Source organism: Patescibacteria group bacterium (genome assembly GCA_024654625.1).
GTDB lineage: Bacteria > Patescibacteriota > Minisyncoccia.
This window is the reverse complement of record JANLHB010000025.1, coordinates 1-21,475: the sequence shown is the minus strand read 5'-3', so window position 1 is coordinate 21,475 and position 21,475 is coordinate 1. Positions and strand designations below refer to the sequence as shown.

19 protein-coding genes, 3 tRNA genes and 2 pseudogenes are annotated in these 21,475 nt (G+C 38.1%); 21 read left to right on the top strand and 3 right to left on the bottom strand.

Going from position 1 to position 21,475, the window contains the following annotated elements; genetic code table 11:
- Positions 1-208: 208 nt before the first annotated feature.
- The gene (priA, locus tag NUV40_02995; protein ID MCR4342843.1) at positions 209-2,086 is read right to left on the bottom strand and encodes a primosomal protein N'; all 1,878 of its coding nucleotides are present in this window, start codon (positions 2,084-2,086) and stop codon (positions 209-211) included.
- Between the two features lie 30 nt (positions 2,087-2,116).
- Positions 2,117-2,908: a PEGA domain-containing protein gene (locus NUV40_02990; protein MCR4342842.1), complete on the bottom strand. Its 792-nt coding sequence runs from the start codon at positions 2,906-2,908 to the stop codon at positions 2,117-2,119.
- Between the two features lie 91 nt (positions 2,909-2,999).
- On the opposite strand from NUV40_02990, the gene NUV40_02985 reads away from it, so the two are divergent.
- Entirely contained in the window at positions 3,000-4,013 is a 1,014-nt protein-coding gene (locus NUV40_02985) for a rod shape-determining protein (protein ID MCR4342841.1), read from the top strand.
- A gap of 1 nt (position 4,014) precedes the next feature.
- A complete protein-coding gene (locus NUV40_02980) occupies positions 4,015-5,001 on the top strand; it encodes an HD domain-containing protein (protein MCR4342840.1) in 987 nt (328 codons plus the stop codon).
- Positions 5,002-5,133: 132 nt separating this feature from the next.
- On the opposite strand, the gene NUV40_02975 is transcribed toward NUV40_02980, so the two are convergent.
- Positions 5,134-5,772: a transposase gene (locus tag NUV40_02975; GenBank protein ID MCR4342839.1), complete on the bottom strand. Its 639-nt coding sequence runs from the start codon at positions 5,770-5,772 to the stop codon at positions 5,134-5,136.
- Positions 5,773-5,885: 113 nt separating this feature from the next.
- Between NUV40_02975 and NUV40_02970 the strand changes: the two genes are divergently transcribed.
- The 19 genes and pseudogenes from NUV40_02970 to NUV40_02880 all read left to right on the top strand — a co-directional run bounded on the left by NUV40_02970 (position 5,886) and on the right by NUV40_02880 (position 20,065).
- On the top strand, positions 5,886-6,554 hold the full coding sequence (locus tag NUV40_02970; protein ID MCR4342838.1) for a hypothetical protein: 669 nt from the start codon (positions 5,886-5,888) through the stop codon (positions 6,552-6,554).
- 110 nt (positions 6,555-6,664) lie between these two features.
- Positions 6,665-7,936 (top strand): trypsin-like peptidase domain-containing protein, encoded by a 1,272-nt coding sequence (locus tag NUV40_02965; GenBank protein ID MCR4342837.1) that lies wholly within the window; start codon positions 6,665-6,667, stop codon positions 7,934-7,936.
- Between the two features lie 124 nt (positions 7,937-8,060).
- Positions 8,061-8,483: pseudogene (locus NUV40_02960) on the top strand (type VI secretion system ATPase TssH).
- Between the two features lie 17 nt (positions 8,484-8,500).
- Positions 8,501-9,311 (top strand): annotated as a pseudogene (locus NUV40_02955) (AAA family ATPase).
- A gap of 447 nt (positions 9,312-9,758) precedes the next feature.
- Positions 9,759-10,766, top strand: a complete 1,008-nt coding sequence (locus NUV40_02950) for an AAA family ATPase (protein ID MCR4342836.1) — start codon at positions 9,759-9,761, stop codon at positions 10,764-10,766.
- 66 nt (positions 10,767-10,832) lie between these two features.
- A tRNA-Tyr gene (locus NUV40_02945) sits at positions 10,833-10,916 on the top strand.
- 134 nt (positions 10,917-11,050) lie between these two features.
- Positions 11,051-11,209, top strand: coding sequence for a 50S ribosomal protein L33 (gene rpmG / locus NUV40_02940; GenBank protein MCR4342835.1), 159 nt, complete (start codon positions 11,051-11,053; stop codon positions 11,207-11,209).
- Positions 11,210-11,239: 30 nt separating this feature from the next.
- Positions 11,240-11,310, top strand: a tRNA-Trp gene (locus NUV40_02935).
- Positions 11,311-11,597: 287 nt separating this feature from the next.
- Positions 11,598-12,032: a division/cell wall cluster transcriptional repressor MraZ gene (gene mraZ / locus NUV40_02930; protein ID MCR4342834.1), complete on the top strand. Its 435-nt coding sequence runs from the start codon at positions 11,598-11,600 to the stop codon at positions 12,030-12,032.
- The gene (gene rsmH / locus NUV40_02925) at positions 12,029-12,919 is read left to right on the top strand and encodes a 16S rRNA (cytosine(1402)-N(4))-methyltransferase RsmH (protein ID MCR4342833.1); all 891 of its coding nucleotides are present in this window, start codon (positions 12,029-12,031) and stop codon (positions 12,917-12,919) included. Before mraZ ends, rsmH begins: the two co-directional genes overlap by 4 nt.
- 13 nt (positions 12,920-12,932) lie before the next feature.
- Positions 12,933-13,244 (top strand): hypothetical protein, encoded by a 312-nt coding sequence (locus tag NUV40_02920; GenBank protein ID MCR4342832.1) that lies wholly within the window; start codon positions 12,933-12,935, stop codon positions 13,242-13,244.
- Between the two features lie 11 nt (positions 13,245-13,255).
- A complete protein-coding gene (locus NUV40_02915; protein ID MCR4342831.1) occupies positions 13,256-14,983 on the top strand; it encodes a penicillin-binding protein 2 in 1,728 nt (575 codons plus the stop codon).
- 553 nt (positions 14,984-15,536) lie between these two features.
- The gene (locus NUV40_02910; GenBank protein MCR4342830.1) at positions 15,537-16,292 is read left to right on the top strand and encodes a hypothetical protein; all 756 of its coding nucleotides are present in this window, start codon (positions 15,537-15,539) and stop codon (positions 16,290-16,292) included.
- Between the two features lie 42 nt (positions 16,293-16,334).
- A complete protein-coding gene (locus NUV40_02905) occupies positions 16,335-17,060 on the top strand; it encodes a hypothetical protein (protein MCR4342829.1) in 726 nt (241 codons plus the stop codon).
- A 74-nt stretch (positions 17,061-17,134) separates the two neighbouring features.
- Complete coding sequence (locus NUV40_02900; protein ID MCR4342828.1) at positions 17,135-17,626, top strand: hypothetical protein; 492 nt, start codon at positions 17,135-17,137, stop codon at positions 17,624-17,626.
- Between the two features lie 8 nt (positions 17,627-17,634).
- Positions 17,635-18,066, top strand: a complete 432-nt coding sequence (locus NUV40_02895; protein MCR4342827.1) for a signal peptidase I — start codon at positions 17,635-17,637, stop codon at positions 18,064-18,066.
- Between the two features lies 1 nt (position 18,067).
- A complete protein-coding gene (locus NUV40_02890; protein ID MCR4342826.1) occupies positions 18,068-18,595 on the top strand; it encodes a hypothetical protein in 528 nt (175 codons plus the stop codon).
- 82 nt (positions 18,596-18,677) lie between these two features.
- A complete protein-coding gene (locus NUV40_02885) occupies positions 18,678-19,985 on the top strand; it encodes a Mur ligase family protein (protein MCR4342825.1) in 1,308 nt (435 codons plus the stop codon).
- Positions 19,986-19,993: 8 nt separating this feature from the next.
- Positions 19,994-20,065: transfer RNA gene (locus NUV40_02880), tRNA-Glu, on the top strand.
- Positions 20,066-21,475: the final 1,410 nt, after the last annotated feature.

Sequence of the window (21,475 nt, the reverse complement as noted above, 5' to 3'; positions counted from 1 at the left end):
GTTTTTTTAATTCTAAATGGAAGGGGAGGTAGATTGAAGATATCAATTCCCGACCCAATGGTCCATGGCCTTTGTCGAAACGGAGAGTGCTTTGCATTCCTCCCTGAAAATCTAAGCGGAACACCCTGCCCCAACTGCAGGAGAGACCCTTATCTTTTTCCTGAAGAAGGGTACACCGCGGAACAGATTGTTGCTTTAAAAAACTTTATTAAAGCAACGAAAAAGGATCGACTTCCACTCTCCAAGCGGGGGAAAGGGAGTTGAGGACTTCCAGAAGGCTCCGATCCGGCCATGAGGCTGGGTCAACTTTTAAAAGGGCGTGCATTATGTGCATGCCCTTTATTTTTGGCACAAAAGCCGAATAAACTATGGGACTGTAATTTGCCAATTCTTTTTCCAGTTTTTTAAAATCGATTTCAAGCTGTTTCTTGTCTTTGTTTTGGTTGGTGATTTTAATAAGAAGTTTAAATGGCGGATAATTAAATCGTTGTCTTATCTCAAGCTCTTGCCTGTAGAATTCTGATACATCTCCTCTTAGGGCAAGTTTAAATATATTAAGTTCCGGCATTCGTGTCTGGATTAAGAATGTCTTTTGGGAAAGAGACCTTAGTTTTATAAGAAGATGAAATATCCTTTCGCTAATTCTAAAATCCGGTATTGTGAAAAGAGCATCAAGCGAAATTATAGCGGCGCGGTCAACATCTTTATTTAAGTAAGAAAAAATCATTTCAGTGCCTATTAATATGCTTCCCGGCATAGAGAAAAAATCCTCAATAACTTTATCTCCTTGTTTTTTCGTTTTTATAACATCTGAATCAATTCTAAACAATTTAAATTTCGGAAAAATATTACTCACTTCTTCCGCTACTCTTTCTACTCCGGTGCCTAGCGATTTTAACCGCCAACTTTTGCAATACGGGCATCTGTCTTCAGCGGAGAAAGAGGATATGCATTTATGGCATATAAAATTTGTTTTTCTGGTATTTTCTTTATGAAGCACTAAAGGCGAGTCGCATATTTTACAAGTTATGGTTTTCCTGCAATCGTCGCATATCGTCGTCTGGCTATAACCGCGTCTATTTATAAACAAGACAGTATGTTCATTGCGGTTCTTTGACTCTTCAAGCATTTTCTTTAGCTCCTCGCTTATTATGATAAATTTTTTCGTCTTTTCTTCTTCTTTTTTCATATTAACCGATATCTGCTCTGCTTTGGAGAGTATGTGAGAAGGAGTAATGCTTTCTTCTTTAAAATTATAATAATCTTCAGTTCTTATGATATCGTCGCCGTATATCAAGTTGGCTCGTATGTGTTTGCTTACGATCTCTGCCGCCTTACGGATGTCAATATAAGGCTTTGTCCTGTATTTATAAAAGGAGGAGCTTTCTCGGTCTATTATAATCGTATTTAAGTCTTTTCTCGGCAGTGACAAAAATAAACCGGTTGATATAATAAGTACCGGTTTTTTACTTGAGATTGCTTCGCTCCATTGCTCAAGGAGTTTTTTCTTCGGCATCTCAGAGTGGAGGATAATAGTATGAGATTCTATTCCTTTTTCAAGTTTTTTTGATGTTTCAATAGTAGCTAAAATTGTCGGAAGTATTATTAAGACGGAATGGTCTTTCGCAAATTCTTCCCTAATGATGCTTTTGTAATGTTTCAGACGCTCCTCATCCGAACCTTGGAAAATGGATATTTTTTTATATTCTTCTTTTCCTTTATTTTCCTTATCCGCTTGTTCTTTAAGTTGTTTGCTATTTTCCAATATAACTTTTGGCGTCATTTCATTAAGGACGTTGCTTAATGAGGAGGCATAATACTCTGCAATCTCCAATACGGCGTCTATAAAAAACGGATTAAAAATCGGCGCACCCGATTCACTTATTTTTTTTAATGCAAAAGAAGATTTTTTTAACGCACTTTTAACTTCCCTTATTTCTTTAGATGATATAACTATAGCCGGAACAGTTTTTTTTCTTAATGGAATTTTTACAACAGATCCCGGTTTTATCTTCTTAGTTGTGAAATAAGAAAGATCTTTTTTTAAAAATCCTTTAGTTATTGGAACAACTGTTATTAATTTCATTTTATCGCCGACTTGTGCCGGTTATACTTGCTAAAGATTTATTTTTATAAATGTTTTTTCGTCAAGAATATACAATGTTTTATTTTCCAGTTCAAATACAGGATTAGCCCCTTTGTAAATTGGCTGCAACAGCAATCTGCCGTCTCTTCCGTCTACTTCGATCGCGTATATCGCATTCTGCACGGCGATAATCAGCACATCGCTGCGGCTGGGATAAAAATCCGCTTTTCTTATCGGGAATCTGGAAGCAAGCACTAAAAGAGGTGATTTACATTCTTGATTATTGCAAAAATAATATGGCAATGGCGAGTTTTCCGGTAGCCATTCTATCCATAGATTGTCTGCTTCGTCTACGAATATTTTTTCGTCTTTGTTTTTATCTACTTTTGCGATAGGTTCACTTGTCGGTTTGAGCAATCTTGCCAATATTTCATTTTCTTTGGCTGGGAAATTTTCATCTTTTTTAGAAATATCATTTAATAATATCTCTCCTTGCGGGTCGGTTGGTATAAGTATGGCTCGCGCTTCTGTTACTAGCCCTTCTTTTACTTCAAGTTTTTTCGCCCATGGCCAGAAACCGTCTTTGGCTACAATGACAGAATAAGTGTTTGGAGTAAGATTCTGTAAAAATATGCCTCCTTGGAGCAGGCTTGTCTCACCTTTATTTTTTTCATTTACTAGAATTTTTGCTCCGGATAATGGGGATGAGATATAAAGCCCCCCGGTCTTTCTAATGTGCAGATTCTTGTCTATTCTGTATCCTGAGGTATAAAGTATTATTATCGGTACGAGAATAATGAATACTAAAAATGAAATCAGCATGATAATTCGCCTTTCTCTAATGTTTGTAGGAGTCATCTTAATCTAAATAGTTGCAAAAAAAACATAAAAAGTCTAGAGTTATAGTAATGTTATGGGAATTTTCGTAAAAAAATTAGGAATAGATTTGGGTACGGCAAATACTCTTGTATTTCTACCGGGAAGCGGTGTTATTTTAAATGAACCTTCCGTTGTGGTTGTTTCTCAGTCTGATAATAGAGTTTTGGCTGTGGGCGATGAGGCAAAAAATATGATAGGCAAGACGCCGGATGATATTATTGCTTATAGACCGATGAAAGACGGCGTAATAGCCGACTATCGTGTTACTGAAGCAATGCTTCGTTATTATATAAAAAAAGCTCTTGGGAAGTTTAATCTTTTTAAACCTGAGGTAATGGTTTCCGTACCGGCTGGCGTTACTTCTACCGAGCGTCGAGCTGTTGTTGAAGCGGCTATAAAGGCCGGCGCTAAGTCAGCTTATGTCGTTAAGGAACCGATACTTGCGGCAATAGGAGCAGGTATCCCGATCCATGAACCGCAAGGGTGTATGATTGTTGATATCGGCGGAGGCACTACAGACGCTGCCGTGATTTCTCTTGGAGGAATAGTTTCTTCAATTTCCGCAAAAGTGGCCGGCAATAAGATTGATCAAGCCATTGCTGATTATATTAAGAAAACATTTAATTTGGCCATAGGCGACAGGACGGCAGAAGAGATAAAGATTGCCATAGGGTCGGCGGTTCCCATTGAAGATGAGCTTACTCATAAGATAAAAGGCAGAGATTTTCTTACCGGTTTGCCTAGGAGCGCAGATGTGTCAACTAATGAAATAGTAAAAGCGATAGACGGCGAATTAAGAGAAATAGTAAAAGCGATTAAGATAGTGCTTCAAGAGACTCCGCCGGAATTGGCTTCGGATATTATTGATAAGGGTATAATTATGACAGGAGGATCGTCACTCTTACGAAATATCGACGAACTTATTTATCGCTCAACCGGAATCCAAGTGAAGATTGCCGACGACGCTCTCTTCTGTGTGGCAAAAGGCACAGGTATCGCTCTTGAACATCTTGATGTTTACAAAAAAAGTATCATCGCGAAGAAGTAATATGCTCTATGAAGATAAAATTTATGGGGAGGTTGAGATTGACGAACCGGTTATTTTAGAAATTATAAATTCACCTGATTTTCAAAGGTTGAAAGGGGTGGATCAGGCGGGTTATTTCAAACCTCATATAAAGAGAAATAAAGTAACTCGTTTTGAGCATTCTGTCGGTGTGTATATCTTGCTTAAAAAATTCGGCGCGCCACTAGAAGAGCAGATAGCCGGTCTTATACACGATATTTCTCATTCAGCTTTCTCTCATTGTATAGATTATGTGTTAGACGAAGGATCTGAAAAAGACCATGATCATCAGGATAATATTTTCGAAGACTTTATTAAGAATAAGACTCAAATTCCCTCGATTCTTAATAAACATGGGTTTGATGTTGATTATATAATCGATGACAAGAATTTCCCTCTTAAAGAGAGGGATTTACCGGATTTGTGTGCAGATAGGATAGATTATTCATTGCGTGATGGAAGGGCGTCTGAGCTTATAGACGATGACTCCATAAAGCTCTTCCTTGATAAATTAAAAACGGAAGACGGCAAATGGTATTTTGATGATTTTGAAACGGCAAAAAAATTTGCGAAATATTTTATGGATATGAATGATAAGTATTGGACTGGCATACATACTGCTGTCATGTTTAGATGTGGAGGTGATTTTCTAAAACACGGACTAAGTAAGAGATATATAACCATTGAAGATTTATATAAAACCGATAATTATGTCTTGGATAAGCTCAGGTTTTATACAAGCAAAGATGATGAATTAAAAAGACTTTTTGACAGAGCTGATTTTAAAATTAACATCACAAATAGTCCAAGTGGTTACGATGCCAAATTGCTGGTAAAATCCCGAGCAGTCAATCCTCTCTTCAGGGAAGATAAAGAATTTTTAAGAGTATCTGATCTTGATAAGGAATGGGTAGAAATCCTAAAGAGAGAATCTAATCCTAAAGAGTGGTTTCTAAAATTTGATGATTAGTTGCCCAATAATGTCCAACACTCGGTGTTGGACATTTGGGAAAATATGGATAAATTGCCATAATGCTGGACATTGCTCTTAGGTGTCCAACACCGAGGTGTCCAACACCGAGTGTTGGACACTATATTAAATCTATAATTTTGTTCCACTTGTATCCACAAAATCTTTATATTGTTTATGATTAGAAAATTGATTAAAAATAATAGTTGTCTCCAGAAGTCCACCCCATCTATTTTCGTTAATGTAATCATGGAAACTTGACCACGGATATTGATCTTCTTTATTTTTATATTTTTTTATTTCCCTTGCGTTTCGGTGGATATAAGCAGAAAGGTGAAGAAGTTGTTCATTGTCTTCTACGTGGACAACTTGATAGGGCCCCTGGAATAAATGACCGGACTTTTTATATTTAGCATTAAAATACTTTGTATAAGAATTTAAGACCCTCTGCATGTAATAAGAGATACCACCTTCTTTTACCTCCCTCATTGTTAGATGAAAATGGTTCGGCATAAATGTAAAATTAATCAATTCAACCATTCTTTCGTCTTGGATTTGTTTAGTTATTTTTTGAGAGAGATTGAATGTCTTATTTTTTATAAAATACGATACTTGTCTACCTGGTTTATCAAAGGTTATATTTGATTGGAAATAAAGAATAAGAAAAAGAAATCGGGCCTTATCAGCACTATCTAAAAATATTAATTGTTTGTCATTACCCCTGTTGTAAAGATGATAATATTCACCAACAGAAATTTGTATTTTTCTCATATATTGTATTATATTAAACATAACCCAAATGTCCAACACTCGGTGTTGGACATTTGTTGAACTCGGGCCATGGTGTTTAATACCTAGAAAGGATTTGTGATATAATATTACCCATGGAAAGATCAAATCATGGATATTTAATTCTTGGCGATAAAGATAAGGCGTTTATCTGGGCTGAGGAAAAAGCTGTAGCTATATTAAATATTCCACTTGAAGAAATTCCTTCTTGCTTAGACTTCTCTAAAGAGAATTACGATTCGTTTGGCATTGACGAAAGCAGGGGACTTAAAGAACGTGCCTTTATGAGACCATTTTCAGGAGACCATAAAGTCTTTATAGTCTCTTTCCGCGCGATTACTCTCGAGGCTCAAAATGCGTTATTAAAATTATTTGAGGAGCCACCGCTTGGAACTCATTTTTTCATAATTACTCAAAACTCTAACAATATTCTACCGACATTACTTTCGCGATTGGTAAGGGTGGTGCTTGAGGAAAAAACATTTTCAAGTGAAGAGACTGATAATGTTGAAAATTTTTTATCCACCAGCCCGGCAAAAAGGCTATTCTTCATAAATAAGATGATAGAAAAAAAAGCCAAAGATGAACTAGACAACTTTTTGAATAACCTTGAGGAGGTTGCTGTAAAAAAGATAGGGAAAAAAGACCAAGTATTCATTAAGGCGATAGAGAGTATCCAAAAAAGTAGAAGATATATAGACACACGAGGGTCATCACCCAAACTCGTCTTTGAATATCTTGCGCTTTCTCTTCCTATTATTTAAAATAAGAAGATAGAAATGGGTGACGTCAGTGTTTTTACGGAGTATAATTTTTGGCAGTTTATGGCAGGGCTTGACAGTATCGGCTTTTTTGGTTATATTTTAAATAAATTATGGAAGATTTAACAAAATCTCAACTTATTTTATTAGCTCTTCTTGTGAGCTTTGTCACATCAATCGCTACCGGCATAGTAACGGTTAGTTTGGTGAATCAGGCGCCGCCGCAAGTGACACAGACAGTAGGAAGGGTTATTGAAAAAACTATTGAAAGAGTCAATCCAAGCGATTCCGACATCGCTTCAGTCGTTGAAACAATAATTGTATCCGATGAAGAAATGACAGTTAAGGCGGTAGAGAAAGTTATGCCTGCGGTGGTCAGTGTTATTGCGACAAAAGACGTTCCAGTTTTAGAGCCATACTTTGTAAATCCGTTTGGTGATGATCCTCTTTTTCGTGATCTTAATTTAAAAGTTCCGCAATATAGAGAGAAGGGAATAGAGCAAAAGAAAATTTCAAGCGGGACAGGGTTCATTATTTCAAGCGATGGTACTGTGGCGACAAATAAGCATGTGGTGGCTGATACTGAAGCTAATTATTCTGTAATACTAAACGATGGAAGGAAATTTGAGGTTGATGTGGCAGTTCGCGATTCAATGCAAGATATCGCTATCTTGAAAATCAAAAGAGCGGAAAGCGAAGATACATTTAAGTATGTATCGCTTGGCAATTCAGATAACATAAAGATAGGCCAGAAGGTTATAGCTATAGGCAATGCCTTGGGAGAACTTCAAAATACAGTCTCAGTGGGAATCATATCCGGTTTAAACAGGGAGATTGTCGCATCAAGTTCTATCGGCGAGGAGCGTCTCTCGGAGGTTATACAGACCGATGCGGCGATTAATTTTGGCAATTCAGGAGGACCGCTTATAAATCTAAAAGGAGAGATAGTTGGTATAAATGTTGCCAAATCAAGCAGCGGGGAGAATATAGGATTCTCCCTTCCTGTCAATATAATTAAAAAGATAGTATTGGATATTGAAGAATTCGGAGAGATCAAATACGCTTTTTTGGGTGTGAGATATGTCACTATTGATAATGAAATATCCAAAGATAAAAATCTCAGTGTGGATTATGGCGCTATGCTTATATCTGATAAAGAGAAAAATATTGACGCTGTCGTTAAAGATTCTCCTGCAGATAAGGCGGGCTTGAAAGAAGGAGATATTATATTGGAATTTAACGGGAGAAGAGTTGATGCAAAAAAAACACTTAGTCTCTTTATCTCTAAATCAAGGGTTGGCGATGAAGTTATCCTGAAAGTATTGAGAGGAGAAGAGGATATGAACGTTAAGATCGTGATGGAGGAGCAATCGAAAGAAATGTAAAAATCAAAAATCAAAATGCAAAATTACAGTTTAAAATTATTAAGTTATTAAATTATAAAATTCATTCAATCATTTTTAATTTTGAGATTTCAATTTTAAATTTGACTGAGTGAAACGAAGAAATATGCCCCCATTTTCAAATTTTACAATAAAAGCTCAGGAAGCGGTTCGTAAGGCGCATGAACTTGCCATAGAGCGCGGACAAAACCAGATAGATGAATTATATCTTTTGGCAGCTTTACTTTTGCAGGATGAAAGTCTTGTTATTTCTATTCTTGATAGATTGGAGATAGATATAATGCTTCTAACAGATTCTGTAATGGACAGTCTTGATGAGGGAAGCCAATCAGTGGTTATGCCGCAGTCTTATCAGATGTATCTTTCTCCCGCGTTAGGGAAAGTGCTTGAAACTGCCCAGAAGAATGCCGCAGAATTAAAAGATGATTTTATATCAACAGAGCATCTTTTTTTGGCTCTTATAATGACGCCATCCAAGGCGGCTGAGATTCTCTCAAGATTTCATTTGGACAAAAATTCAATAATGAATATTTTAGATGATTTGAAAAGTTCCAAAGTAGCAGACATAGAAACGCCGAAGAAATTTCACTTTCTTGAGAAATATGCCAGAAATCTGACAAAACTTGCAAGAGAAGACAAGCTTGACCCTGTAATAGGGAGAGACGAAGAAGTCAGGCGATTGATGCAGATACTTTCAAGAAGAACAAAAAATAATCCAATCTTAATAGGTGAAGCCGGCGTGGGTAAGACAGCAATCGCCGAAGGTCTTGCTCAGAAGATTGCTAAAGGAAGCGTGCCGGAACTTATAAAAGATAAAGAGTTAGTATCTCTTGATCTAGGTTCGCTTGTTGCCGGGACAAAATATAGGGGAGAATTTGAAGACAGGCTAAAGGGATTGATGCGTGAGGTAGAACAGGCGGAAGGAAAGATAATTTTATTTATAGATGAGATACACACTATTGTCGGCGCAGGTGCCGCTGAAGGCGCGCTTGATGCTTCAAACTTGCTAAAGCCGGCTTTAGCCAGAGGGCATTTGAGGGCGATTGGCGCTACAACTCTAAAAGAGTATCAAAAATATATTGAGAAAGATCCTGCTTTAGCAAGGAGATTCCAGCCTGTTTTTGTGGAGGAGCCATCTATTGATAATGCCATCTCTATATTGCGCGGACTCAAAGAAAAATATGAACTTCATCACGGCGTAAGGATAACTGATGCGGCTATTAAAGCATCAGTTGTTCTTTCAAGCAGATATATTACGGACAGATTTTTGCCGGATAAGGCCGTAGATCTTATAGATGAGGCGGCATCAGCTTTAAGGCTTGATCTTGAGAGCGAGCCTGAAGAGATTGAGACAGTAAACAGAGAAACTATGAAGCTTGAAGTGGAACGAGAGGCGCTTAAGAAAGAAATTGAGCGAAATGGAGGATCAAAAACAAGTCTTGCTGTAAAACAAGCCAAGCAGAGGATTAAGAAAATCAATAAAGAGATAAGTGATTTGAGAGAAAAAACATCCGAGCTCAGCTTAAAATGGAAAAATGAAAAGAAGGCCATTTCAGAGATAAGCCAGATTAAAAAAGAACTTGAAAAGCTAAGGGTGGAAGCTGACAACGAAGAAAGGAAAGGCGACCTTACAAGAGTGGCGGAGTTAAGATACGGTTTGATACCTGAGAATGAAAAAAAGATGAGGGCCGAGGAAGTAAAGCTTAGAAAGCTTCAGATATCGCGCAAGTTATTGAAAGAGGATATCACTGAAGAAGATATTGCGAAAGTTGTGTCCAGGTGGACAGGTATCCCTGTATCAAAGATGCTTGAAGAAGAGCAGAAAAAACTTTCACGCATAGAAGATGAATTTAGAAAAAGAGTTGTCGGTCAAGATGAAGCTATTACTAAAATTGCCAATGCGATAAGGCGTTCCAGGGCCGGTATTTCAGATGCTAATCGTCCAATAGGGTCATTTATGTTTCTTGGACCGACAGGCGTTGGTAAGACAGAGCTTGCAAAGACAGTAGCCGGTTTTATGTTTAATGACGATAAGGCTATGGTGCGTGTTGATATGTCGGAGTATATGGAGCGCCACACAGTGTCTAAGCTTATAGGTTCTCCTCCGGGATATGTTGGACATGAAGAGGGCGGACAGCTGACAGAGGTAGTAAGACATAGGCCTTACTCGGTTATCCTTTTTGATGAAATAGAAAAAGCTCACCCGGAAGTGTTTAATATAATGCTTCAGGTTCTTGATGACGGCCTTTTGACTGATTCTAAAGGCAGACATGTGAATTTCAAAAATACAATAATCATAATGACTTCAAATGTTGGAGGAGAATATGTCAGGCAGATGGAAAAATTAGGTTTTACCTCTGAGGAAGAAACAGAGGAAAAGAGAAGCGGCGAGCTTAAAGATAAAATACAGAAAAGCCTTGAATCAAGATTCCGTCCGGAGTTTCTCAACAGGCTTGATGAGATTATTATTTTCAATCCTCTTTCAGGCGAAAATATAAAAGATATTGTTGAGAGGCAAATTGAGATAGTGGCTAAAAGATTAAGAGAGAAGGAGATTATTTTGACCATATCAGAAGAAGCTCTTTCAATTTTATCAAAAGAAGGATATAATTCTCATTACGGCGCAAGGCCTTTAAAGCGCTTGATTCAGAGCAAGATATTGAATCCTGTGGCTGAATACATAGTCTCGGGCAGGATAAGAGGCGGTGGTAAGGTGATGGTTGGCGTTGATAAGAATAATGAGATTGTTATAGAATTGCCATCTAAACCAGCGGTTGATTCTTCCAGGAAAAAGACAAGAGCTAAAAATTAATTAAATTTGCAGGCGGAGGGTATTTATTCCGCCTGTAAATTTAAAAAGTTAATAGGACTATAAAATGGGTAGGTGGCGGAGCGGTCAATCGCACCAGACTGTAAATCTGGCGGCTATATGCCTACGGGGGTTCGAATCCCTCCCTGCCCACAGAAAGCGGAGCGAACGAAGGGGCTAGTCATTAATCTAAAAATAGTTATAATGAAAAAAGCCCGTTAACCTCTAATGTCCCTATTGGCTAATGGCTAAATATCAACTTATAGGCAGATAAATAATCAACTAATATGGCACAACCACAATTAATTAAACTACAATGCACTGAATGCAAAAGAGTAAACTACTGGAGCAGGAAGAATAAGAAACTCGTTGAAAGGAAGATTGAATTAAACAAATTTTGCAAATGGTGCAAAGCTCATAAGAAACACAAGGAGATCAAGAAATAAACTTACTTGGACACGCCGTGTCCAAGTGGAGGGGGTATAGTTTAGTGGTAAAACATCGGTCTCCAAAACCGATGACCAGGGTTCGATTCCTTGTACCCCCGCAAGTAAAGTGAAAAAACAACGGCTAATCCGCCATGGCGGATTAGCCGTTGTTTTTTTATTTAACCGCTTGTTTGAGCGGTTTTTTTTGTTTTTTTAGGGAGATTTTTAGTCGCTTATCTTATCCACAGTTTTGTTTTGGCTGGTGGGGGATTGTGGTGTATAGTGTATACAGGTGGATAATTGTGGGAAATAAGCGGATAATAGTAAAAACGAATTTGTCCGCCTCCGCATAAAGCTCCGGCGGATGCTCAATTTTACAATTATTCTTAATAAGTAAAATTGGCATATGTTAATCGGCGAATATACACACACAATTGACCCGAAGAAGAGGATTTCTATCCCGTCTAAATTCCGCAAGGAGTTGGGTAAGAAAGCTGTTGTGACAAGAGGTCTTGATAATTGTCTTTTTATCTATACTTTGGGCGAATGGGCGAAAGTTGCTAAGAAACTATCCGAACTTCCGTTGGGTCAATCTCAGGCGAGAAATTTTGCAAGGCTGATGTTATCCGGAGCCGTTGATGTGGACCTTGATTCTCTTGGCAGGGTATTGATTCCGGATTATCTGAAAGGGTACGCTGATTTAAAAAATAAAGTTGTTGTTACCGGAGTTTATAATCGATTAGAAATCTGGAACGAGAGACATTGGAATGAATATAAAGGAAAGATTGAGAAGCAGACTGACATATTAGCGGAGAAGCTCGGCGAACTTGGAATATTATGATAAAGCATATACCTGTTCTTTTAAACGAAACGATAGATAGTTTGAATATTAAGAAAGGGGAGACCGTAATAGACGCCACTCTCGGCATGGCTGGTCACTCCAGGGAGATATGTTCGTTGCTGGGAGAAAGGGGAGCACTTTTGGGATTAGACCAAGACAAGACGGTGCTTGAGATTGCAAAGGAAAACCTATCTGATAAACGATGTAAAATAATTCTTGAAAATGGAAATTTCAGAAACATTAAGTCGTTGTCTATAAAGAACGGAATAGAAAAAGCAGATAAGATACTTTTCGACTTAGGAGTAAATTCCATGCAATTTGGCCCGACAGGCAGAGGATTCTCCTTCCTATATGATGAACCACTTCTTATGACCCTAAAGAAAGATCCGGAAGAAGACGATTTAACGGCCTATAAGATTGTAAACAGTTACAGCGAGAAAGATATTGCCGACATCATATACAAGTATGGGGAAGACAGGGCATCAAGACGTATTGCGGGAGAGATATTTAAAGCAAGAAAAAGTAAATCAATTATGACAAGCGGTGAGCTGGCTGAAGTCATAAAGAAAGCATTTCCAGCAAAGCATTTTAAAATCAATCCGGCAACCAGAACTTTTCAAGCCTTAAGAATCGCAGTAAATGACGAGCTAGGGGCACTTGAGCGGGGACTTGAGGAAGGTTGGGAAATTTTAAACAAAGGAGGAAGGATGTCTGTCATTTCTTTTCATTCCCTTGAAGACAGGATTGTAAAGAATTTCTTTAGAAACTTATCTAAAGAAAAGAAAGCACTATTAGTGAATAAAAAACCGATAATCGCGACAAGAGAGGAAATACGGGCAAACCCAAGATCAAGAAGCGCCAAATTAAGAACAATAGAGAAAATATAAATTCAAATAACATATGACAAAATTAATAAAAAATATTTCAAAAATAAACAAATTCCAGAGGGTAATCTTATGGAGTCTTGTCTCTTTGATAATTTTCTCAGGCGTGTTCTATCTTTATCTTACTTCTACCGTGGTTATAGAAACCGCCATGATGAATAGAAATTTGATAGAATTAAAATCTTTAACTCAGAATTATCAGCAAGCTGAAGAGATATATTTTAATGAAATATCCAAACTAACTTTAGATTATGCGTTGGCGCTGGGATTCAAAGAAAATACTGAAATGCAGTTTGTATCGCGCGGGAATGTATTTGCCAAGCGTTAAAAATAAGGCATATGAAAGACCCTTTAATTCGCCGCTTGCATATTGTCGGGATAATAATATTTCTTTTTGCCGGCATTATTATAGCTAAGCTATTTATGCTTCAGATTGTCTCGGCTGACTACTATAAAAAAGAAGCTAACAAGCAATATGTATCAGTAAGCGAAGAAGAATTTGATAGAGGAAAAATATTTTTTAAAGAGAAAAATAATACTACTGTTTCGGCCGCTTCTGTTAAAAGCGGTTTTGTATTGGCATTAACACCATCGCTTCTTCCTGAAGACAAAGAAACCGTTTACAACAAGCTGATAAATGTTGTAAATATAGATAAAGAAGATTTTTTAAATAAAGCAGACAAGAAAGACGATCCCTTTGAAGATATCGCTCATAAGCTTACTTCAAAACAAGCGGAAATTATAAAAAATTATGATATTCCCGGAGTTAAATCTTATCAAGAGAGTTGGCGTCTATATCCAGCAGGCAGTTTAAGTTCCCATATATTGGGTTTTGTCGGTTATAAAGAAAATAAACTGATCGGAAGATATGGGATTGAAAAATATTATGAAGATGTGTTGAAGAGAGGAGGTGAAGGCGATTTTTTAGTAAATTCATTTGCTGAAATATTTCTTGATGTCGGTAAGGAACTATTGGTAGGCGATAAAAAATTGGCTAATAAAGAGGGTGACGTTGTCTTGACTATTGAACCAAAAGTGCAATTTTTTTTGGAAGAAACTTTAGGCAAGATTATGGATAAATGGAACGGTTCTCTTGTCGGCGGTATAATAATTGAGCCAAAGACAGGCAAAATTTTAGCCATGGCGGCAAAGCCTGATTTTGACCCTAATTATTACGGGAAGGAAAGCGATTTAGCTCTCTTTGTAAACCCTAATGTAGAAAGTGTGTTTGAGTTTGGTTCAATTATGAAACCATTAACAGTAGCTGCCGCGCTTAATGATAAAGTGATAACGCCCGGCAGTACTTATAATGATGAAGGTTATGTGCTATTAAATGGAGCTAGAATTGAGAATTACGACGGCAAAGCGCGAGGAATTGTTGATATGCAGGAGGTCCTTAATCATTCTCTTAATACTGGCGCAGTATTTGCAATGCAGCGGCTTGGAAAAGACAGATTTTACGATTATATTATCAAGTATGGTTTCGGCGATTATACAGGCATAGATTTGCCTGGAGAGGTAAAGGGGCTTATATCAAACTTAGACAGTTTTCGTGAAATAGAGTATGCAACCGCTTCTTTTGGGCAAGGGATTGCTTTGACTCCCGTTGAAATGGCAAGAGCGTTATCTTCTCTGGCAAATGGCGGTAATCTGATGAAGCCTTATATTGTAGACAGTATTCTCGTCGCAGGAGGACCTGATATAAATATAGAGCCAAAAAAACAAGATGAAGTTATAAGCAAAGAAACATCGGACAAAATAACAGCGATGCTTGTGAAGACTGTTGATGAAGCTCTTTTTGGCGGTATTGTGAAGATGGATAATTATAGTATTGCGGCCAAGACCGGTACCGCGCAATTGGCAAGCCAAGACGGAAATGGTTATGATAAAAATAAATATCTACATTCATTTTTCGGCTACGGACCGGCTTATGATTCAAGATTTCTTGTATTTCTTTATGTGAAGGAGCCTATTGGCGCAAGATATGCGTCAGAAACTTTAACTTATCCATTTATGGATTTGATGAAATTTTTGCTAAACTATTATGAAGTTCCGCCTGACAGATAATTGATATATAGAGAGTTATCCACACTCAAACTTAAAAATAACCTTGATATCAAGGTTATTTTAATTTCTGTGGATAAGTCTATGTGGATAAACTCTGGATAACTCGTTATTTTGCGCTTGACAACAATTTGCCATAAGAGAGAAAATGAAATTATAATTTAAATTGCAGTAAAAAAAATATGCAGATAAAATAAAAAATATGTAAGTAATCAGACAATCAAATAATTAAATAAAATCAAAGTATGAATTTTAAAGAATTATATTATTTAAATGGATTACTACGAGAATTAAAAGACCCGCGGAATGTTTTTTCCGCGGGTCTTTTGTTTAAAAATAAATAAATAAATAAATAAATTTATTTTTTCTGTTTTTTTATTTTTTAATTAATAAAAAAATAAAAATCAAGAGAAATTAATAAGGTCGATATTTATTAACAAAGAATCGATTGATAATTTAAGGAATTATTTATAAGCAGAAGATTGCTAATGTTAATTTATTTGAAAGATGTTAATTACTTTGTAATTAACATCTAAAGTAAATTAAAAAAACTATTATGAAAAAGAAGATTTTATTTGGAGCACTGGTATTAGCTGTTGCCGTCATCACCGCTCCAATGTTTGCCGCTTTTGAAGCGCATGTGATCAATGTCACAGCCAAGATAGAGAATGCTCTTAAAGTAAATACAGATGATATAGATTTTGGAACGGTATTTCCTCAAGAGCACCTTGATAGACCGCTTGAGATAGCATTATCGGCTTCATTTCAAGAGGAGGAAAGAGTAGATGATGTAAGGTATATTATTCGTCAGAAGCCTAAGTGCGGAATTACTTCCGATGGCGGCGAGACGCTTGTAGGACCGACAGCTACCGGTCATGTAAGTGTAGATCCTAGCGGCAACGCAGTCATTGATTGCGGTGCTGAACCTAGACAACTAGCCACTGGCGAGGCATGGGGCGTCCTTCCTTCACTTTGTGAGTATATTTCCAAAGAGGCTGACACTGATGTAGTGAATGACACAGGCATGCCTTCTTTCCACGAGCCATGGAGTGTTGAGGGGGATGAGATAGTCTGGAACGACTCAACAGGCTATTTGTCAAAATTAGGTGAAGATTTTGTTGACAATTGGATTATTGACCTAGCTGTGCCTTGCTTTGGCGGTACTTGCGGGCAGGATTGGGCTGCTTTTGTAGCCGATATTAATCCAAATGTGAACGCAGATGACTATGAAGGCAATATAGAAGATGAGCATAAGATCTTCGGTTGCGATCTTTGGGTCGAAGTGACGGAAGTTTCTGAGACACCTATTTAATAATTAATTTTTCTAGCGTTTTAAAAACGCTAGAAATATATTATGAAAAAGAAATTAATTATAGGATTAGGGGCGTTGGCTGTCAGTCTGGCAGTTATGCCACTCTTTGCCGCTTTTGAAGCGCATGTGATCAATGTCACAGCTAAGATAGAGAACTCACTGTTCGTTCATCCTGAGTCAAAGAACTTTAACACAGTCTTTCCTCAGGAGTACCATGAGCAAAGTTTCTTTATCACTGTTTCAGAGTCTTTCTCTGCGACTGATCAGCGAAGAGTGCTAAATATCGATTATGATATTAAGCAGAAACCTAAACCTCGACCGGAAAAGGTAGATCAATTAGGAGGTATCGAGTCGGCTCGCGATTGGTGCCATACGAATATCCCTGACCCTGTTGGGTCAACATATGACTCAGGCGACCAAGCATGGCAAGATTACCTTGTAAATTGCTATCCAACTCTTTGTCCTTATATCTCAAAACACCCCGACAACTTTCCATCTCCGGGCAATGACTTCGGGCTAGAAGCCTTCCATGACCCTGAGATCGTTGTTGCAAATGGCAAGATAAATAAGGATATCGACCCGGCTGATCAATGGATAATAGACTTGGCGGTCCCTTGTTTTGAAGGATCTTGTTCTCAAGATTGGGCAGACTTTGTACACTCACTCAATCCCTTCGTTCAAAATCCTGACGATTATATGGCGCCAAGCGATATGAATAGCGAAGTGTTTGGTTGCGATCTGTGGGTTGAGGTAACTAACGTCTATTAGAATTGATTGTTAATGAATTCCGCCGGTTCCTTGTCCGGCGGAGAGATTAACAATCAATAATAAAATAAAAAAATATGAGACAATATATATCAAAAGTTAGAAATTTCTCCCCTTCTCGTTTTTGGGAAGAGAAGACGGGTGAACCATTAAAGAGGAGTGAGAAGATAATAGGCATAATCTTGTTGATAGTTTTTCTATTCTTTTTCTATGTGGCGCTTGATGCCAATAAGTTTAAAACAACAGTCCATGTAATAGAAGGTGAAAGCAAAATAGGCTTGAATCCCACTACTGAAAAAATAGATTTCGGTGACTTGTCGAGGGGAACATCAGCCGCAAGGATAGTAAACATTAAGAACGGTATTCCTGTATCTATTTATGTCGTGGCTTTAAATACAGGCAGTATTAGCAGTCTGGTGGATATAAATAGGAATTTTTTTAAGCTTCGCCCCGGAGAAGAGATTAATATGGAGTTTAGTACATATATGCCCGCTTCAGCTCGGATAGATAAGACGTATGACGGACGAGTCTATCTTTTTAAAATTCCGTTGATTTGGTCTTGGCAATAAAAATAAATATGATAAACAAAAATAAAATTAAAAGCGCATTGATAAACTTGGTAATTTACAGTGCTATAGTTTTTGGGATTATTTTTGGGTTTCCTAAGGCTTTATCTTGGTATTTAGACACACCTTATCCTATGGCCGCTATAACGTCAGGCTCTATGTGGCCCACCTTGAAAGAGGGATATCTGATATTTATAAAATCCGTCCCCAAAGAAGATTTGAAAATAGGTGACATCATAGTTTATCGCAATAATCTGGGCTTTACTATCCATCGTATTGTAAAGCTTAGTGAAGATGAACTGATCACGAAAGGAGACGCCAATTTTCAGAATGATACACCGATAAAATATGGTGATGTGGTAGGGAGAACGCTTACTGTCTTTGACAAGCAAGTTTATATTCCTTATCTGGGTATAATCACCATAAAAGCAAATAAAAAATAATATGAATAAAATCACATTAAAAGAAAAACCGCTTGACGGCATCATAAGGATAGAGAAAATAAAAATAGAGAAAATCTCTAAAGTTCAAACTGTGTTTTTATGTTCATATCAAATCATTAAGAAAAGTCTAATCATTGCTGTGGCTATTATAGTACTACTTGCTCAATTGCCGATCTTAAACGCTTTTGAGGCATATGTTGTCAGCGTAACTGCAAAGATTGAAAGGATGGATATCAAGACTTGTGATGATGATGAATCTTCCGAGGATGACCATAAAGATGACGATGAAGAGCACCATGAAGAAGAATCGGGTCACGAGGAGAGTGTTTTTAAGGACGCTGAAGATTCGGAAGATATTGCAGAAGAATCAGCAGATGAAATTGTTATAGATGAAAAGCCGGAAGATGAAATTGTCATTGAAGAGGAATTTAAGGCAGAGACAGAAGAAGATAATTCTTTGCCTGAATACCCTCCGTATCAAGAAGAAGACGAAGAAAATCAAGAAGTCTCCGCTTCCGACATCATTTAATCAGGTTATAAACATTTACTAAAGAACTCATATATCCTCATGAGCAGCTTTTTTATATTCAAAAAATGAAGTATTATAATGGATGATGATAAAAGATGTAATAAAAAAAATAATACTATTTATATTAAAGCTTGAGGCAAGGATTATTCTTTGGCGATACAAACCGAAAGTTATTGCTATCACTGGCACAGTGGGGAAGACTTCAGCTAAAGATGTTATAGGGACGGTATTTTCTCAAGAGTTTTATGTAAGAAAAAGCGATAAGAGCTATAATAGCGAATTTGGCGTGCCTTTGACTATTATCGGCGCAAAGAGCGCTTTTAATAATTTATTTAAATGGTTTTTGGTTTTTCTCAAAGGAATAAAACTTCTTATAGTAAAACACGACTATCCTGAGATGCTTATCATTGAGGTAGGCGTAGATAGGCCGGATGATATGTCCAAATTAATTTCATGGCTTAAGCCGGATATGGCTGTTATTACCGGCTTTGGCAATGTGCCGGTGCATATAGAATTTTTTAAGAATGCCGATGAACTTGTGAAAGAGAAGTCTAAATTAATTCGTGATTTTACAGCAGAGAATTATGTAGCGCTAAATGGCGATGATCCTAAGTCGCGCGAACTTAAAGACAGGACTAAAGCTAATGTTATCACTTATGGATTTAATGAGGACAACGATCTTAGCGCCTCAAATTATCATATTTTGTATAAAGATGATAATGACCAAGGGATACCTGAAGGAATAACTTTCAAGATAGATTATAAAGGGAAAATTATTCCTATTCGTCTTTATAATATTTTCGGGAAGCAAGCCGCTTATTCTGTTTTAGCGGCGCTTACCATAGGGACGGCATACCATTTTAATATTATTGAAATGGCTAAATCGCTTGTCCGTTATCGTCCGCCGGTGGCGCGTCTCAACCTGATAAACGGAGTGGGCGAGAGCTTTATCCTTGACGACACTTACAACGCTTCTCCTCTTGCTGTAGAGATGGCGCTTGAAACTTTGAGCGAAATAAAAACAACTGGAAGAAAAATCGCTGTCTTAGGTGATATGCTGGAGCTTGGCAAGCATTCTGCCGATGAACACAAAAAAGTTGGCGAAAAAGTTGCAAGTATTGCTGATATTATAGTGACAGTCGGTATTCGCGCTAAATTTATATCTCTAGGAGCGAAAGAAGCCGGTTTCAAAGAAAAAGATATTCATGAGTTTGATGATGCTCGCGAAGCAGGTAGATTCTTAGTGAACATAATAAAAGAAGGGGATCTAATCTTAGTAAAAGGCTCCCAATCAATAAGAGCGGAGAGAGTAGTGGAAGAGATAATGGCTCACCCGGAAAACAAAGAATTTCTTCTTGCAAGGCAAGAAAAAGAATGGTTAAATAAATGAGATATTTTGGCCCTATCGTCTATCGGCTAGGACACAGCCTTCTCAAGGCTGGAAGCGGAGTTCGATTCTCCGTAGGGTCACAAATTGAAACTTGGTCAGAAGTAAGCGCACAATCTGGGCGCGCCGAAGGCGCGCTGTATGGCGAGGGAATGAAATCCGTCTTGCGGGCGCGGGCGAATTCGGAGGGCGGGCAAAATGAGATCGAAATAGTTTTGTCTTTCAGCGCGGGGTTCGTTCCAAAAGAACGAAGAAAATCTCGCATCTCGTGGAGATTTTCACTCGTAGCGAGAAACCCCGCGCGTTTTGAATCCAAAACCCACTTCCGCAGGGGTTCGACCCAATTCTTTCTCTCGGCTCGGGCAGATGAAGATTTCGCTTGAAGCGAGCTTTTTTGACGCATGAGCGCGTCCTTTTTCGTCAGATATATTTCGCGCTCAATATCGCGGTTTAGGTACAAATCCACAAGTGCGTCGAGCTTCGCTTCAAGCGTTTTTAAATCTCCCTTCATCTGTCCGAGACGATTTCCCGAAGCGTGGATTTCCTCGTGCTCAAAAACTTCTACTTTTTTGAGCATATAATCTGCCCACGCTTCGGGAAGCGACACTGATTGAAGCTGTTCTTTGACTTGGAGAGCGAGCGCATCTTCCATTAAATATCTCTGGCTACATTTTCCTTTCTTTTTCGTACATCGATAATAACGATACCGACCGCCCATTTTTCCAGTACACCATTGAGCGGTTATCATACTTCCACATTCCCCACAACGAAAAAGTCCGGTGAAAGGAAAATTGTGAGATATTTTGGAATGTCTTGGATGCGCTCGCACGGAAAGTTGCTTTTGCACAGCTTCAAATAGTGTCGGAGAAAGAATTGGCGCAAAGCTTCCGGGAAAATATTCCTCACGATGTTTGGTAAATCCTAAGTAGGCACGATTCGTCAATATTCTTTTCACGGAAGCTTTGCCAAGTGGCGTTCCGGACTTTTGAGCAACACCATGGTCAGCCAAAAATTGCGACAGCGAAATGAGGGTATGTGTTCCTTTTATATATTCACCAAACGCGCGCACGATAATTTTAGATTTCACCGGATCAGGTTCGATATTGCGCGTGGTGGGATTGTTCACATACCCGAATGGAGCGCGAGTCAGCCACTCTCCTCGTCGCAATTTTTGGCGCATACCTCGCTCGACATTTTGCTTAAGATTATCAGAATAATACTTGCTCTGTCCGAACGCCACTTGAAGCATAAACAGCCCCTGCGGAGTTGGTTCAAACCAAAATGTCGGAAAACGCAAAGAAACAATTTTAGAAGTGTCTACGGCGTAAATGATGCGTCCTCCGTCAATACTATTTCTTGCTAGTCGGTCAGGATGCCACGCGAGAATACCTACGCCATCCATTTTCTCAATACGCATCATCATTTCGCCGAACACTTCTCGCCCCGGACTCTTTGCGCTTTTCGACTCTTGAAATTCCTCAAGAATTTCAAGA